Origin of the sequence: Bacillus sp. MHSD_36 (assembly GCF_030757775.1) — a bacterium.
In the GTDB taxonomy this organism is placed as follows: Bacteria; Bacillota; Bacilli; order Bacillales; family Bacillaceae_G; genus Bacillus_A.
In genome coordinates this window covers 285,286-298,071 of record NZ_JAVBIS010000001.1, presented here as the reverse complement: position 1 = coordinate 298,071, position 12,786 = coordinate 285,286, and the positions used below count along the sequence as shown (strand labels likewise).

General features: G+C 33.4%; 14 protein-coding genes and 3 pseudogenes. 7 read left to right on the top strand and 10 right to left on the bottom strand.

Features of this window, described 5'->3' with window-relative positions:
* Positions 1-190 precede the first annotated feature (190 nt).
* Together Q9B79_RS01565 and Q9B79_RS01560 are read right to left on the bottom strand one after the other, a co-directional pair.
* Positions 191-430: pseudogene (locus Q9B79_RS01565) on the bottom strand (subclass B1 metallo-beta-lactamase); the annotation flags it as partial.
* Positions 404-589, bottom strand: a pseudogene (locus Q9B79_RS01560) (MazG-like family protein); the annotation flags it as partial. The pseudogenes Q9B79_RS01565 and Q9B79_RS01560, both read right to left, overlap by 27 nt.
* Before the next feature lie 116 nt (positions 590-705).
* On the opposite strand from Q9B79_RS01560, the gene Q9B79_RS01555 reads away from it, so the two are divergent.
* Complete coding sequence (locus Q9B79_RS01555) at positions 706-996, top strand: DUF3784 domain-containing protein (RefSeq protein WP_097889798.1); 291 nt, start codon at positions 706-708, stop codon at positions 994-996.
* Positions 997-1,025: 29 nt separating this feature from the next.
* Here the strand turns inward: Q9B79_RS01555 and Q9B79_RS01550 are convergent, their stop codons facing one another.
* Positions 1,026-1,307 (bottom strand): hypothetical protein, encoded by a 282-nt coding sequence (locus Q9B79_RS01550; protein WP_306182365.1) that lies wholly within the window; start codon positions 1,305-1,307, stop codon positions 1,026-1,028.
* A gap of 131 nt (positions 1,308-1,438) precedes the next feature.
* Here Q9B79_RS01550 and Q9B79_RS01545 point away from each other — a divergent pair, with 131 nt between their 5' ends.
* Together Q9B79_RS01545 and Q9B79_RS01540 are read left to right on the top strand one after the other, a co-directional pair.
* Positions 1,439-1,633: a hypothetical protein gene (locus Q9B79_RS01545; protein WP_306182364.1), complete on the top strand. Its 195-nt coding sequence runs from the start codon at positions 1,439-1,441 to the stop codon at positions 1,631-1,633.
* Between the two features lie 103 nt (positions 1,634-1,736).
* A pseudogene (locus Q9B79_RS01540) lies at positions 1,737-2,764 on the top strand (serine hydrolase domain-containing protein).
* Between the two features lie 36 nt (positions 2,765-2,800).
* Here Q9B79_RS01540 and Q9B79_RS01535 read toward each other — a convergent pair.
* From Q9B79_RS01535 to Q9B79_RS01520, 4 genes are all read right to left on the bottom strand, one after another.
* Positions 2,801-3,049 (bottom strand): hypothetical protein, encoded by a 249-nt coding sequence (locus Q9B79_RS01535; RefSeq protein ID WP_000666952.1) that lies wholly within the window; start codon positions 3,047-3,049, stop codon positions 2,801-2,803.
* Positions 3,050-3,326: 277 nt separating this feature from the next.
* A complete protein-coding gene (locus Q9B79_RS01530) occupies positions 3,327-4,370 on the bottom strand; it encodes a flavin-containing monooxygenase (protein ID WP_306182363.1) in 1,044 nt (347 codons plus the stop codon).
* Between the two features lie 203 nt (positions 4,371-4,573).
* The gene (locus Q9B79_RS01525; protein WP_306182362.1) at positions 4,574-4,927 is read right to left on the bottom strand and encodes a glyoxalase superfamily protein; all 354 of its coding nucleotides are present in this window, start codon (positions 4,925-4,927) and stop codon (positions 4,574-4,576) included.
* Between the two features lie 13 nt (positions 4,928-4,940).
* A complete protein-coding gene (locus Q9B79_RS01520; protein WP_001969245.1) occupies positions 4,941-5,633 on the bottom strand; it encodes a cyclic nucleotide-binding domain-containing protein in 693 nt (230 codons plus the stop codon).
* A gap of 108 nt (positions 5,634-5,741) precedes the next feature.
* On the opposite strand from Q9B79_RS01520, the gene Q9B79_RS01515 reads away from it, so the two are divergent.
* The 3 genes from Q9B79_RS01515 (at position 5,742) to Q9B79_RS01505 (ending at position 7,250) form a co-directional block, all read left to right on the top strand.
* A complete protein-coding gene (locus Q9B79_RS01515) occupies positions 5,742-6,188 on the top strand; it encodes a DMT family transporter (protein WP_306182361.1) in 447 nt (148 codons plus the stop codon).
* 13 nt (positions 6,189-6,201) lie between these two features.
* Positions 6,202-6,666 carry a DMT family transporter gene (locus Q9B79_RS01510; RefSeq protein ID WP_000967631.1) on the top strand — a complete coding sequence of 155 codons (465 nt, stop codon included), beginning with the start codon at positions 6,202-6,204 and terminating at the stop codon, positions 6,664-6,666.
* 89 nt (positions 6,667-6,755) lie between these two features.
* Positions 6,756-7,250 carry a hypothetical protein gene (locus tag Q9B79_RS01505; protein WP_306183301.1) on the top strand — a complete coding sequence of 165 codons (495 nt, stop codon included), beginning with the start codon at positions 6,756-6,758 and terminating at the stop codon, positions 7,248-7,250.
* Between the two features lie 40 nt (positions 7,251-7,290).
* Here the strand turns inward: Q9B79_RS01505 and aiiA are convergent, their stop codons facing one another.
* Positions 7,291-8,043, bottom strand: a complete 753-nt coding sequence (aiiA, locus tag Q9B79_RS01500; RefSeq protein ID WP_306182360.1) for a quorum-quenching N-acyl homoserine lactonase AiiA — start codon at positions 8,041-8,043, stop codon at positions 7,291-7,293.
* Positions 8,044-8,231: 188 nt separating this feature from the next.
* Between aiiA and Q9B79_RS01495 the strand changes: the two genes are divergently transcribed.
* On the top strand, positions 8,232-9,251 hold the full coding sequence (locus tag Q9B79_RS01495) for a zinc-binding alcohol dehydrogenase family protein (RefSeq protein WP_306182359.1): 1,020 nt from the start codon (positions 8,232-8,234) through the stop codon (positions 9,249-9,251).
* A gap of 49 nt (positions 9,252-9,300) precedes the next feature.
* Here Q9B79_RS01495 and Q9B79_RS01490 read toward each other — a convergent pair whose 3' ends face one another.
* Complete coding sequence (locus Q9B79_RS01490) at positions 9,301-10,692, bottom strand: amino acid permease (RefSeq protein ID WP_306182358.1); 1,392 nt, start codon at positions 10,690-10,692, stop codon at positions 9,301-9,303.
* Positions 10,693-11,272: 580 nt separating this feature from the next.
* Positions 11,273-12,472, bottom strand: coding sequence for a multidrug effflux MFS transporter (locus Q9B79_RS01485; RefSeq protein WP_306182357.1), 1,200 nt, complete (start codon positions 12,470-12,472; stop codon positions 11,273-11,275).
* Positions 12,473-12,786: the final 314 nt, after the last annotated feature.

Here is a 12,786-nt window from a genome sequence, read left to right as displayed (position 1 = left end):
CCAGGGGTGAATGAGGATGACTGAAACTTTAAAGACACTTATAATGCTTGATGCTACTTACGTTGTTATAGCAATTATGACGGTACTGGTATTTGTATACTTGGAATTAAAATCTCAGTAACATATGCAGGCTTCGCATTTAAATATAGTTAGAATAAAACGAGGAGAAATTTGTTTCTCTTCGCTTTTTTTATTTCAACAAATCCAATGTATGTAGAAGTAAATCTCTATCCCCTACTCCCCCATGACCAGGCACTACTGAATTGATGTTTCCATATCGCTTCAGCACATTCTCAATCGATATAGACCATTCATTTACATAGGCATCTGCAACGTTTCCTAAATCTTTCGAGGACGCAGATTTAACTAAACAACCTCCAGCTAAAATGTTATATTGCGGTAACCATACGACAATATTATCTTCTATCTCTCTTTTCGAATCTTGTATTTTATCACGCTTTAATATAACTTCCGCTAATTCACCTAATTCCGCCATTGCATACATTGCACGTTCTTCAATTGTAGTATCTTGAAATCCTTTTTCTTTACTGAAATTTGATACATATCTCTGGAATTCCACAATATTCATACTTAATCCCCCTTCATGATATATACTCCGTTTTTCTATTACACTTAAATCTATTTTGTTAAATTATAACATTCATACTATAATTTATTTATAACTCTTTAACGGAGGTGTTTTCAATGACTCTCTTCGCTTCCCCATCATTATTCATACTAGCAATTATTTCATTTGCACTAGCCTATTTCATCGGAGTTAAACAATACACTTGGCTCTTATCAGGATTCAATGAACGCCGTGTGCCAAATAAAGATAAGTTATCAAAAATAGTTGGTCTTTATAATTTAATTGCCGGTGTTATCGCCACAATTGGTAGTGTCTTCACTACTCCTAATGTCAAAATCTTATTTCCTATCATTATAATTGGCCACGTTATAATCGCTGCTTATGTAAATACACGCATGGTGCATTGAAAAAAGATCATCCAAATGGATGATCTTTTTTATAATTTATCAACATATTGCTTCGCTTCTAGTAAAGAAAAACCCAAAGCCTCTCTTACTCTTTTAACTGCTGTAACTGTTTTTCCTTCTTCCATAAGCTGGCGCAACTCTTTATTAATTTCAGGTTCTCTATCTATAATTCCCATTTCTTTCGTAATTAGCTGTAATCTATCTTCCATCCTCTTTAAACGTGCATCCGTTTTCTTTTCGATTCTATTTAATTTTTCAATAATATAAATAAACCCAAAGACCGCTATCGGTATGATCATCCAAAATTCCATGACTATCCCCCTATTAGCTCTCATTTGTTTTATTTCATTATCTTATGTAAATTTTACCACAAAACACATTTAATGTATAATAGTAATATACAACAATGTTGATAAAACCTTTTATTTTAGGGGGACACTTTATGAAAAGATTTTTAAATACGTTGCTACAATTTTTAGTTCTTTCAATTGCACTACATTTATTATTTGATATCGTTGGCTGGCTTGTTTTCAATGCGCCAATTCAAAATAAACAAGTTATCATTTCCTTACTAACAACTTCATGGTTTATGTACATGTACCGAGATAAATTTTTTAAAACATTCACTTCGAATTAACTAAAAAAACTTCATCGATAAAAGATGAAGTTTTTTCTTTTTCTCTTTATTTACTACTGTATAATAGAACTAACATTCTGTCTTTTTTAAGAAAGGAGTCACTATGAACTTAAAAAGTAACAATATATACGAAAAAATGAACCAATATTCCGTTGCAGGTTTAAGCCTTGCTATTATACGTGATGGCAAACTAGACGAAACGATTGCCTTTGGAACGCTTGAATCTAGAACAACTAGAACTGTCACTACGAATTCTATATTCAACTCTTGTTCAATATCACTACAATGCTCGTACTAACGTTATCAGATCAAGAAATCATACATTTAGATGAAGACATAAATGATAGACTCACATCTTGGAACATACCTACCAACCTATTTACCTCACAGAAAAAAGTCACCCTGCGAAATTTATTAAGTCACCAATCTGGAATTATTGATCCTCCTAATAGCTTTGGACATTATACATTTGCACAAGGGCGACCAAACATGTCTGAACTCCTTGCTGGTAAAACATCATATTGCCCAGTACCAATAGAAATAACTTATAAACCAGAAAGCGAATTTCACTACTCCGATGCAAACTTTTGTATTATTGAACTACTACTTGAAGATATAACTGGAAAACCATTCAATCTTTTACTTGAAGAATATATCATTCAGCCACTCCAGCTAAAAAATAGTACAGTATTCTCTTCTGAAGATATAAATAAAATGGAGACCTTTGCTTGCGGGCATAATAAAAATGGCACCGTTACAAATGAAAAGTATCCATTTTATCCCTTCACAGCTGCTTCAGGTATTTGGACAACACCAACAGACTTATCAACTTTAATAATTGAAATCATTCATTCCTTACAAGGAAAGGGTAAACTAAAACTTTCTCAAAAAACAGTTCAAGACATGATTTCTCCTCAAGGTTGCTCAAAATGGACGGGACTAGGTGTTTTTCTAGATGATTCAAATGAAGACTTACAAATATATTCACTCGGATGGGGCGTTGGATTTCAATGTATGATGGTATGCTATCCATACCGAGGTAATGGCGCTATTATAATGACAAACGCTGACTTAGGTGTTCATCAAATGGAAGGGATTATTGGTGACGTCTTAGAAACGTTATCCTTATAATAAAAAGAAAGAAGCTGTTCCTTCCAGCTTCTTTACTTATATAACATTTTTCGCAACAATTTTTATATGTTCTGGCGCAATAATCTCCGTTATACTTTCTTGGAAATCTTCCTGCAACATTTCTTCAATATGTTCTAACTGTACTTCAACATGTGTGCATTCTAAAGTATGTATATTTAATAGTGCATAATGATCTTTTTTCTTAATTACTAAATATTGATTTTCCTCTGTTACAAGTACCGATCCTAATCGTACTCCTAGTAGGCGTTGATCATCAAACTTCACAATCGCTTCCCCTTTCTACTTTAAAAATATAAAGACTATAAAAATCCAATTTAAGGAAATAAATCCTATATAGACTATATCACACTTTAGTAAAATATAAATATCATATTTCCTTTTACTAAAAACCCTTATTCTTTTATATATTTCGATACAAAAAACTTTCTCAACATAAAATTAGAATTTTCAGTTTTTATTCTCTTGAAAATCTATTATAATAAAGTTAATAAATGTTTGACCTCTCCTAATTCATGTACATATGGATGATCAGTAGTCGCTGCTACTGATCTATTTTTTTGATCTTAGAAAGTAAATATGTTGCATCCTTTCCCACACCACAAATAAGTGCAGAGCCCCTTTGAGATTGCCACGGTAAACCGATATAATATAACCCTTTTACTGGACTTATTCCTCTTATATGATTAGGAAATCCTTTCTCATTCACTGCCTGCTCTATTTCAATCCATTTATAGTTTTGAATAAAACCAGTTGACCATATAATGCTTCCTCCGCTATACGTGCCACCATTTTGAAACATAATGCCATTTTCTGATGCATGAACCACTTTTTCCTCTAGTTTAATTGCTCCATTACAAATAAATTCTTTACCTTCAAAACCAAAAATAGGATCCTTTCTCTTCTGAAACCACTTTCCCCTCTTAGTATTTACTTCGGCGTACAATAAACCTAATTTTTCTAACCAATTAAAAATGCTTTTTCTAAAAAGACGTAACGGTAAAAATGTTAAAGGATGGCTGATAGACATTGTAACTTCATGAGTTTTTGCAAGTTCTACTGCAATTTGCATTCCTGAATTCCCGCCACCTACTACGAGTACTTTCCCCTTAGGAATTTGTGATGGTGATTTATATTGTGATGAATGTATTTGAAAAACATGTGATAAAAGATGTTGTGAAAATGAAGGGATGTACGGTTGCTGAAAACCACCTGTTGCGATAATAACTTTTTTCGTTTGTAGAATTTCTGTAGGAGTATGTAATTCGAATATATCTTTTTCTTTCTTTATTTTTAAAACTTCGGTTTGCAATTGGATCGGTAATGTAAAGTATCTTGCATATTCTTCTAAATATGTTGCCATTTCATCTTTACATGGAAATCCCTTTCCTTCTCCTTTTACTACCATACCTGGTAAACTACTATATTCTCTCGGTGTGAAGAGCTGTAAAGAATCATATCTGTTTCTCCATGAATCCCCAATTCGGTTTCCTGCCTCAATTAATAAGAAATTATATCCTTCTTGCTTCAAGTAATATCCCATAGCTAATCCAGCTTGACCAGCTCCAATAATAATTACATCTAACATCTTTTTCCTCCTTCTCAAAACGTATGAATACATGCTCATTTGTTCATATGTTTTATGATACGATTTATTTTTCAATATTTCAATCTATTTAACAAAATGAAAAGAGTAGTTCACCGCTTTATGAACTACTCTTCATCCCATTTATTTAATACGTAATTACACTGCACTATCTCTAAAAAAATATATATTAATTCCTTCCGGCTCTACAATTTTTCCTCATAAAATATAATTCTATTTGAAAACGGATCAATTACAGTTAATTCAATTGTATCCCAAGGTGTTTTTTCTATATTTGGCTTCGAATAAGCATATTCTTTATTCAATAATATAGAATGATAATCCTCTACATTACCTATTTTGAACCGAATCGTACCGCCTGGCGAAGCATCCCCATGATGTTCTGATAAATGGATTACAGCATCATGTAACGAAATTTGCATATATAATGGCATATGTTCCTCATACCGATGTTCCCAATCCCGTTTAAACCCTAAAAAATCTATGTAAAATTGCTTTGCTTTTTCAATATCAAAAATTCTAAATATAGGTGTAATCATTTATAATCCTCTCCTATTTATAAACATCTGCCGCCAATTCCCTTAAAACATCCACATTCACTACTTCAAAGCATCCATTGTTTTTCTTTATAATCTCTTTATCACAAAAAATATTTAATGTACGTAATAGATGCCGATAACTCGTTCCTAACAATTCAGCTGTTTCTGTTAAATTCCCACTAAATACAATTCGATTTCCGTGCTGCACCGCTCGTTCCCCTGCTGCTAACATGTAACTTGCAAGTCTGTTTTCAAGTGGATATAGTAAATTAATTGTACTATTTTTGGAAAGTCGATTTAACTTATGTGCTAACGATCCGCAAATACATCGTAAAAATTTTGCATCATGAAATAGTTGATTTCTCACTTTCCCTAAAGGCAAACCAACACAATATGAATCTGCCATCACTTGTACGTTTGAAGTAATCCTTTGTGAATGAATTAACTCCACATCTCCAAGTAACTGCAAGCTATCATAAAAACATAATAATACAGATTTCCCGTTACTTAATGTGTTAAACGCTTTTGCTTTTCCTTCAACGAAGAAATATAAATAATCTATCTCTTCATTTTCTCTACAAATAAACTCATTCTTCTTAAAAAATATAAGCTCCATATATGGCTTCATATCATTAGTAAAAAATGAATCAATGTTATTTTGTTTCATATACTCTGCTAATTTAATTGAATTACATATTTTCTTCATAGTCCCCCACCTTTACAACTCATCCCCATTGTAATCAAAATTTTCTTCTTCCACTATGACATATGTCATAGTAATACACAATTTCAGCATGATACAGTCATTACAAATATGAAATCTAAAGGGGATATTACATTGTATAACTTTCTTTCTGTCTTTATTGGTGTGCTCATCGCCGTTATGCTTCCATTGAATGGGATTTTATCTGAGTTAATCGGCAAGTATACAGCAAGTGTTGTCATTCACCTTGTCGGTTTAATTGCAGTTATTTTCGTTTTAATCATAAACAAACATAAAATCCATTTTGATAAGAGTATTCCACTTTTTTTATATAGCGCTGGAGCGATTGGAGTATTCACTGTTCTTTTTAACAATATAAGTTTCTCCGTCCTTGGTGCCTCTATTACGATCGCATTAAGTTTACTTGGTCAGTCCATTGCTTCCATCGTTATTGATCATTTTGGCTTATTAGGAATGAAAGTTGCTAAATTTGAAAAGAAAAAACTAATTGGACTATGTTTCATCTCTTCTGGAATTATAATCATGACAATTTATTAATGGGGGCAAGAAAATGTTATATGTTACAATCGCTATTTTAGCTGGTGTTTCTATCGTCGTTGCTAGAATTATTAATGCGAATTTAGCAAAAGAAATTGGGAATTGGGAAGGCACGTTTTTTAATTATATTACTGGCTTATTTTTCTCTATGTTATTTTTAATGTTCAGTTCAGATTCATTGTACATTCCAATGCATACGTTACAGTCCATTCCTATCGCTGTATATTTAGGCGGATTAGTAGGCGTTATCGTTATTTCATTATCAAACTATATTACTCCTAAAATATCAGCATTTTATTTAACGTTACTCATCTTTATCGGACAATTATTTGCGGGAACTATCATTGATTTCTTCCTGACAAATGAACTCTCAACTGGAAAGATTATCGGCGGTGTTTTCGTATTAATTGGGCTTACTTACAATTTACTCGTTGATCGCCCCCTGAAAACTGTTAAGAATAGCCACGTTCAACTATAATACTTTACGCTTACCTATCATATATTAATAGAAAAGCTCTTCATACGAAGTAATAGAGAGGAGAATATTCTATTAAGAAAATTATTTTACTGCTTTGTAGCACATTGATTATTTGTGGAATCATATGGTTTGTAAACTCTGGAAAATCTATTCAAGATTTGTATACAGCAAATAAGCCAAAGAAAAAAGCTACTATTATTTCAACTCAAAGGGATCCAAATGAGCCCCCTGTCTTCTTAGGAAAACAAGAAATAAAAGATATACATGTCGAGTCCATTAAAACAAAAAAGGATATCTTCCTTACAAAAACAGATGAATTAAAAACGTTTATTAATAGTATGGATACCGCAAAAAAAGGAAAATTAACATTAGATGAAGAAGGATCAGATTTAATAGATTGTGATATGTGGATTACTTTTGAGGATGGAACTTATAAAAAATATTTCATATGGGTAGTTGATCATCACAGTAACGAAGTGATGATTGCTCAGCAAGATACTCCTAATGATGTAAACCTCAAGTACTATCAATTAAATGAAGATAGCTCAAAAAAGGTTTATAACTTATTCAAAAAAATTATTTAACCGAAAAAGTCATGAGCACGTAAGCTCATGACTTTTTGCACTATATATATTCCGGGAACACTTTACAACCCTTTTCCTGCTCTATATCATGGCCAAAGAAAATAATTGGTTTCTCTTTCGCCACAACTTCTTTTAAACGTTTAATTGAAGATAAAGCTAATTCTGGATCAAATCCTGCGAACGGCACTTCATCTTCAAAATTTTCTTTCGTATAAGATGCATCAATCGTCAATAAAATTGAACCCGATTGCTCCGTCTCAATGAATAGCGACTGATGGCCTGGAGAATGGCCTGGCGTATACAATAATTGAACACCTGGTACCACTTCATAATCCCCTTCAATAATTTTGTAGTTCAAATGCGGTAATATACATTCTTTCATATATTCTTCTCTATGAAGTGCTGCCTCATATTCCGTTCGTTGCACAATAATCGGTGTATTTGTAAAAGCACCGTTTCCTCCTGCATGATCAAAATGTAAGTGAGAACTAATAATATATAAAAGGTCGTCCGGCTCATACCCTACACGCTTTAATATATTTACGATTCTATCTTCATCAGTCATTTTCGGTAAAATCTGCCCTTCAACAAATGTACCGTTAAAAAGCCCTTCATTATTAACTGCACTTTCTGGCATACCTGTGTCTACTAAAATGGGACCTTCTTCCGTCTCCAAAAGATAACACCATACAGGTAAGTTCAATAAATTCCCTGGCGCGATTGTACTATTAACAGAAGAATGATCTAACATACAACGACCTGCTGGAACGAAATAAAGCTTCTTTACTGTCATTATGTATCCACCTTTACATTTAGTTTGGGATAAAGTAATACAGTAAAAAATTCTTCTTTTTAGAAATAAACTCCTTCTAGACTATCAGTACAGCTTACATAAAAAAGAGGGTATTTTTTTTACATAGCAGTATTTCACCATCTATAATATAGAAGTAAAGAATTCTTACTTTAATGGAGGGAATACAAATGAAAGCAATTGGTTTACATGAATACTTACCTATTGAAGAAGAAAACAGTTTAATTGATATTGAAGTTGAAAGACCTGTTGCTACAGGAAGAGATATACTCGTTAAAATTAACGCTATTTCCGTTAACCCAGTTGATACAAAAGTTCGCTCTCCGAAAGATAAAAAAGAAGATGTAGCGAAAATACTTGGCTGGGATGCTAGTGGTGTTATTGTGCAAACTGGCGAAGGTTGTACGTTATTTAAAGAAGGCGACGAAGTGTTTTACGCTGGAAGTATTACGAGACAAGGTACATATAGTGAATATCATTTAGTTGATGAAAGAATCGTTGGTAAGAAACCAAAAACGTTAAGTGATGCGGAATCTGCAGCACTCCCTCTAACAGCCATTACAGCATGGGAAGGTTTATTTGAACGTTTAGGTATTGATTACAATAAGAGAGATGAGAATACATTCAAAAACATTTTAATTATTGGCGGTGCTGGTGGTGTAGGTTCAATTGCCATTCAACTTGCGAAATGGGCTGGACTGAATGTCATCACAACTGCATCCCGCAATGAAACGATACACTGGGTTGAAAAATTTGGTGCCGATTATATTATTAACCATCACCAACCTTTACAAGATCAAATATTAGAATTCGGGATAAAAGATGTAGATTATATTTTCTGCTTAAACAATACAGATCAACATTGGCAAGCAATATGTGAGCTCATTAAACCACAAGGAAAAATTTGCTCTATCGTAGAAAATGAACACCCTCTTGAAATGGGTATTTTAAAAAGTAAAAGTGCTACATTCGTTTGGGAGTTTATGTTCACAAAAGCGATGTATGAAACTGGCGATATGATTACGCAGCACGAACTATTAAATAAAGTAAGTGAACTATTAGATGAAGGTATTTTAAAGACTACATTAAATGAAACATTCACACCAATTAACGCTGAAAATGTAAAAAAAGCACATGCCCTGCTTGAAAGCGGAAGTACAATTGGGAAAATCGTTTTAGAAAAGTTTTAATAGCAAAAAGTCCGATTTCCAAATGAGAAATCGGACTTTTTTACTATCTTTATTTACTTGAAAACTCCTGATCATTTGGAACATCTAACGGACGTCGTTTCCCTATTCCGAAAGCGTAGAAACTAATTGTAACGATAGCTAAGAAAATAATACCTACAACTAGTGAAATACGTGTATCATCGTTAAACCACATTCCGATTAACACCATAATTAAAAAGGCAATCGTCAAATAGTTTGTAACAGGAGCACATGGCATTTTGAACGGATGATCTTTCATCTCTGCTCCCTTTTCTTTTCTGAAATTAATTTGACTAATTAAAATGACAAACCATGGTACCATACCAGGAAGTACACTCGCACTATATACATATACGAATAAGTTTTTCGGTGCAATATAACTTAATACAACACCAACCGCTAAACCGATAATTACGCCAACTGTACCGAATAAAGGTACACCATTTCCAGAAAGTTTCGTGAAATATTTCGGCGCTTGTCCATTTACACCTAACGTATAAAGCATACGACCCGCACTATAAATACCACTATTACAACCAGACATCGCCGCTGTAATAACAACGAAGTTAATAAGTCCAGCTGCTGCCGTAATACCAACCTTCGCAAAAGTTGCTACGAACGGGCTACCAATTGTACTTAATTGATCCCACGGATACACAGTTACAATAACGAAAATAGCACCAATATAGAAAATTAAAATACGCCAAATGGTACTTTGAATCGCTCTTGTAAGTGTCTTCTTCGGATCCTTTGCTTCACCAGCAGTAATACCGATTAACTCCACACCTTGGTATGCACCCACTACAAGTGATAATGCAAAGAAGAATCCTGAAAAACCACCTGTAAAGAAACCGCCATTTGACCAAAGATTTGATATGCCAATCGCTTCTCCACCGTTACCAATTCCAAAGAAAATAAGTCCAAATCCTGCAATAATCATTAATAGAATCGTAACGATCTTAATCATCGCAAACCAAAATTCAAATTCACCAAATGACTTAACAGAAATTAAGTTAGCTGCGCCAAGAATAACCATTGCGATTACACCTGGTATCCATGCTGGTAAGTCTGGGAACCAATATTGCATATATGCTCCTACCGCAATAATTTCTGACATCCCAACGATAACCCACTGGAACCAGTTACTCCACGCTGTCATATAACCAGCTAACGGATGAATATACTTATGGCCAAACGTCGCAAATGAACCTGTACTCGGCTCCATATACAACATTTCACCCATCGCACGCATAATGAAGAAAATAAAAATACCTGCAATTGCATACGCAAGCATTACTGACGGACCTGTCCATTTAATCGTGCTGGCTGACCCCATAAACAAGCCAACACCAATCGTTCCACCTAAAGCAATCATTTGAATATGACGTGCTTCTAAGCCTCTTTTCAATTCTTTGTTTGCCACTTCACTTCCCCCTCTTAGATGATTCATAGCCGCATTTTAAATCAAGATGCCTTCCCCTAATTCCTTTCGGCCTTAAAAATGATGAAGCAAACGTCATTTTACACTAGCTTTAAAGCTATCCTAAAATCTTTTTTTTGCCTCTTACAAAATTTTCAAAACCTTTCATCTTCCAATATTCTATAAATCTTAAAATTACTTACCTTATATTAATTCATTAATCTGAAAAATTCAATTATTTTTTCAATAAATTAATATGCATGATTATGTTTAATTTTTAACTGAATTAACAATAAAATACATCTATTCAATTTGATTCCGGTATGAATATTATTACAATATAAATAACCGAGGAGAGTATTTCTTCCTCGGTTTCACACCTCATGTACTTCAATCTGTATAGTTGATAACGTAATTTCCCACACGTCCGATTTATATACCAACCAGAAATTTAATATATTAATAAATTACTAACTTCTTTAGTCCAGCCCAATTTTGAGGCAGGAATCTTGCTACCTCAAAACAGCGGGATACAATATAAAAGAGTCTCATTAAAAAAAGAGACTCTTTTACCATTTCATATTTAACTCATTTTTGAAGTTTCTTTACCTAAAATAAACACTTTAGTAAACACCATCATGATAACGACTATAGCTAGAAAATAAAGTGGCATCACGAGTAACGAGCCCGTATGCAGCTGACTCATTCCCAAAATTGTCATCGTTACAATTACATAGTAGCCTAAGCTAAACAATGCTCCGGCTGTACCAATAACATCTTGAAAATCTACTAATGCTAAACTTAAGCAGTTAGGTAACGCTACTCCAATTCCTAATAGCAATATAAACATCGCTACTAAAAATCCAATCATATATATTATATTAGGATTTGTTCCAACAAACGTAATAACAGATAAAAAGATAGCTCCTCCTGTCATTACGAGACAACCGATATATATAATCTTCTCTGGTTTATATGTGGTAAGCAATTGTTTTGAAACTTTTGCTCCAATAATAGAAGCAGAAGCAACAACAATCCCTAAAAATCCATACATACTAGGCGATAATTGAAAGTATTCAATAAAGATAAATGGTGCTTCTGCATAATAACTAAATAAAACACCATTCGCTCCTCCAATTAATAACCCATATGTTACTACTTTCGGATTTGTAATTAATCTCTTCAAGACTGAAAACACATTTATTTTATTCGTTACTGAGTCCGTTTTTGTTTCGGGAAGAGAAACAAACGTATACAGAAAAATCCCGACACTCATAACTACTAAACTTAAAAATACAATTTTAAATCCAAACATTTGATCAAGAAAGCCACCAATTAATGGTCCTATCGCTGGTGTAAAGGCAATGACTGCCGAAATTTGAGCAAACATAACATGCCTTTTATGTCCTTCTACACTTTCACGAAGAATTGTTTGCGTCACAACTGATCCTGCACTTGCTCCAAATGCTTGAATAAAACGACTTACCAATAAAACTTCAATGGAATTTGCAATAAAGCATAAGAAACTCCCAGCGCCATATACGACAATTCCAAATAACATTGCCGGGCGACGGCCAATTATATCCGATAACCACCCAATAAAAAATACACCTAAAGCAAATCCAGCAAAATACACACTTAGTGTTAACTGTACCTCATTATTACTTACATGTAGTGCCTTTGAGATGTCAGGTAAAGACGGTGTGTAAATCGTTTCACTAATTTGCGGAAATGCGACAAGAATGATCATTAACAAAAGTGATGGTACTGAGACTTTTTTCATTTTTCATACCCTCCTATAACTTTGAAAATCTCAGAAATAAAAAGACTTTCCTAAGCTACGGAACAGGAGGGGCCATTATAGAAATTCGATCATAAAACAACAAAGAAAACACCTCAATTACGTATGTTAATACTTATAGGAGGGTAATATTAACATTGATTTTTTAAATATACTTTTTCAATTATATTACATATTGCGTTTCTTTTTCTAGTGTTGAGCCTTGGAGGATTTGTTAAAAAGATAACTTGAAGCTACCACCTTTTTATGGAATAATTAGAAATAGTTTGAATTAACAGTTCCATTAAACGGTAGAC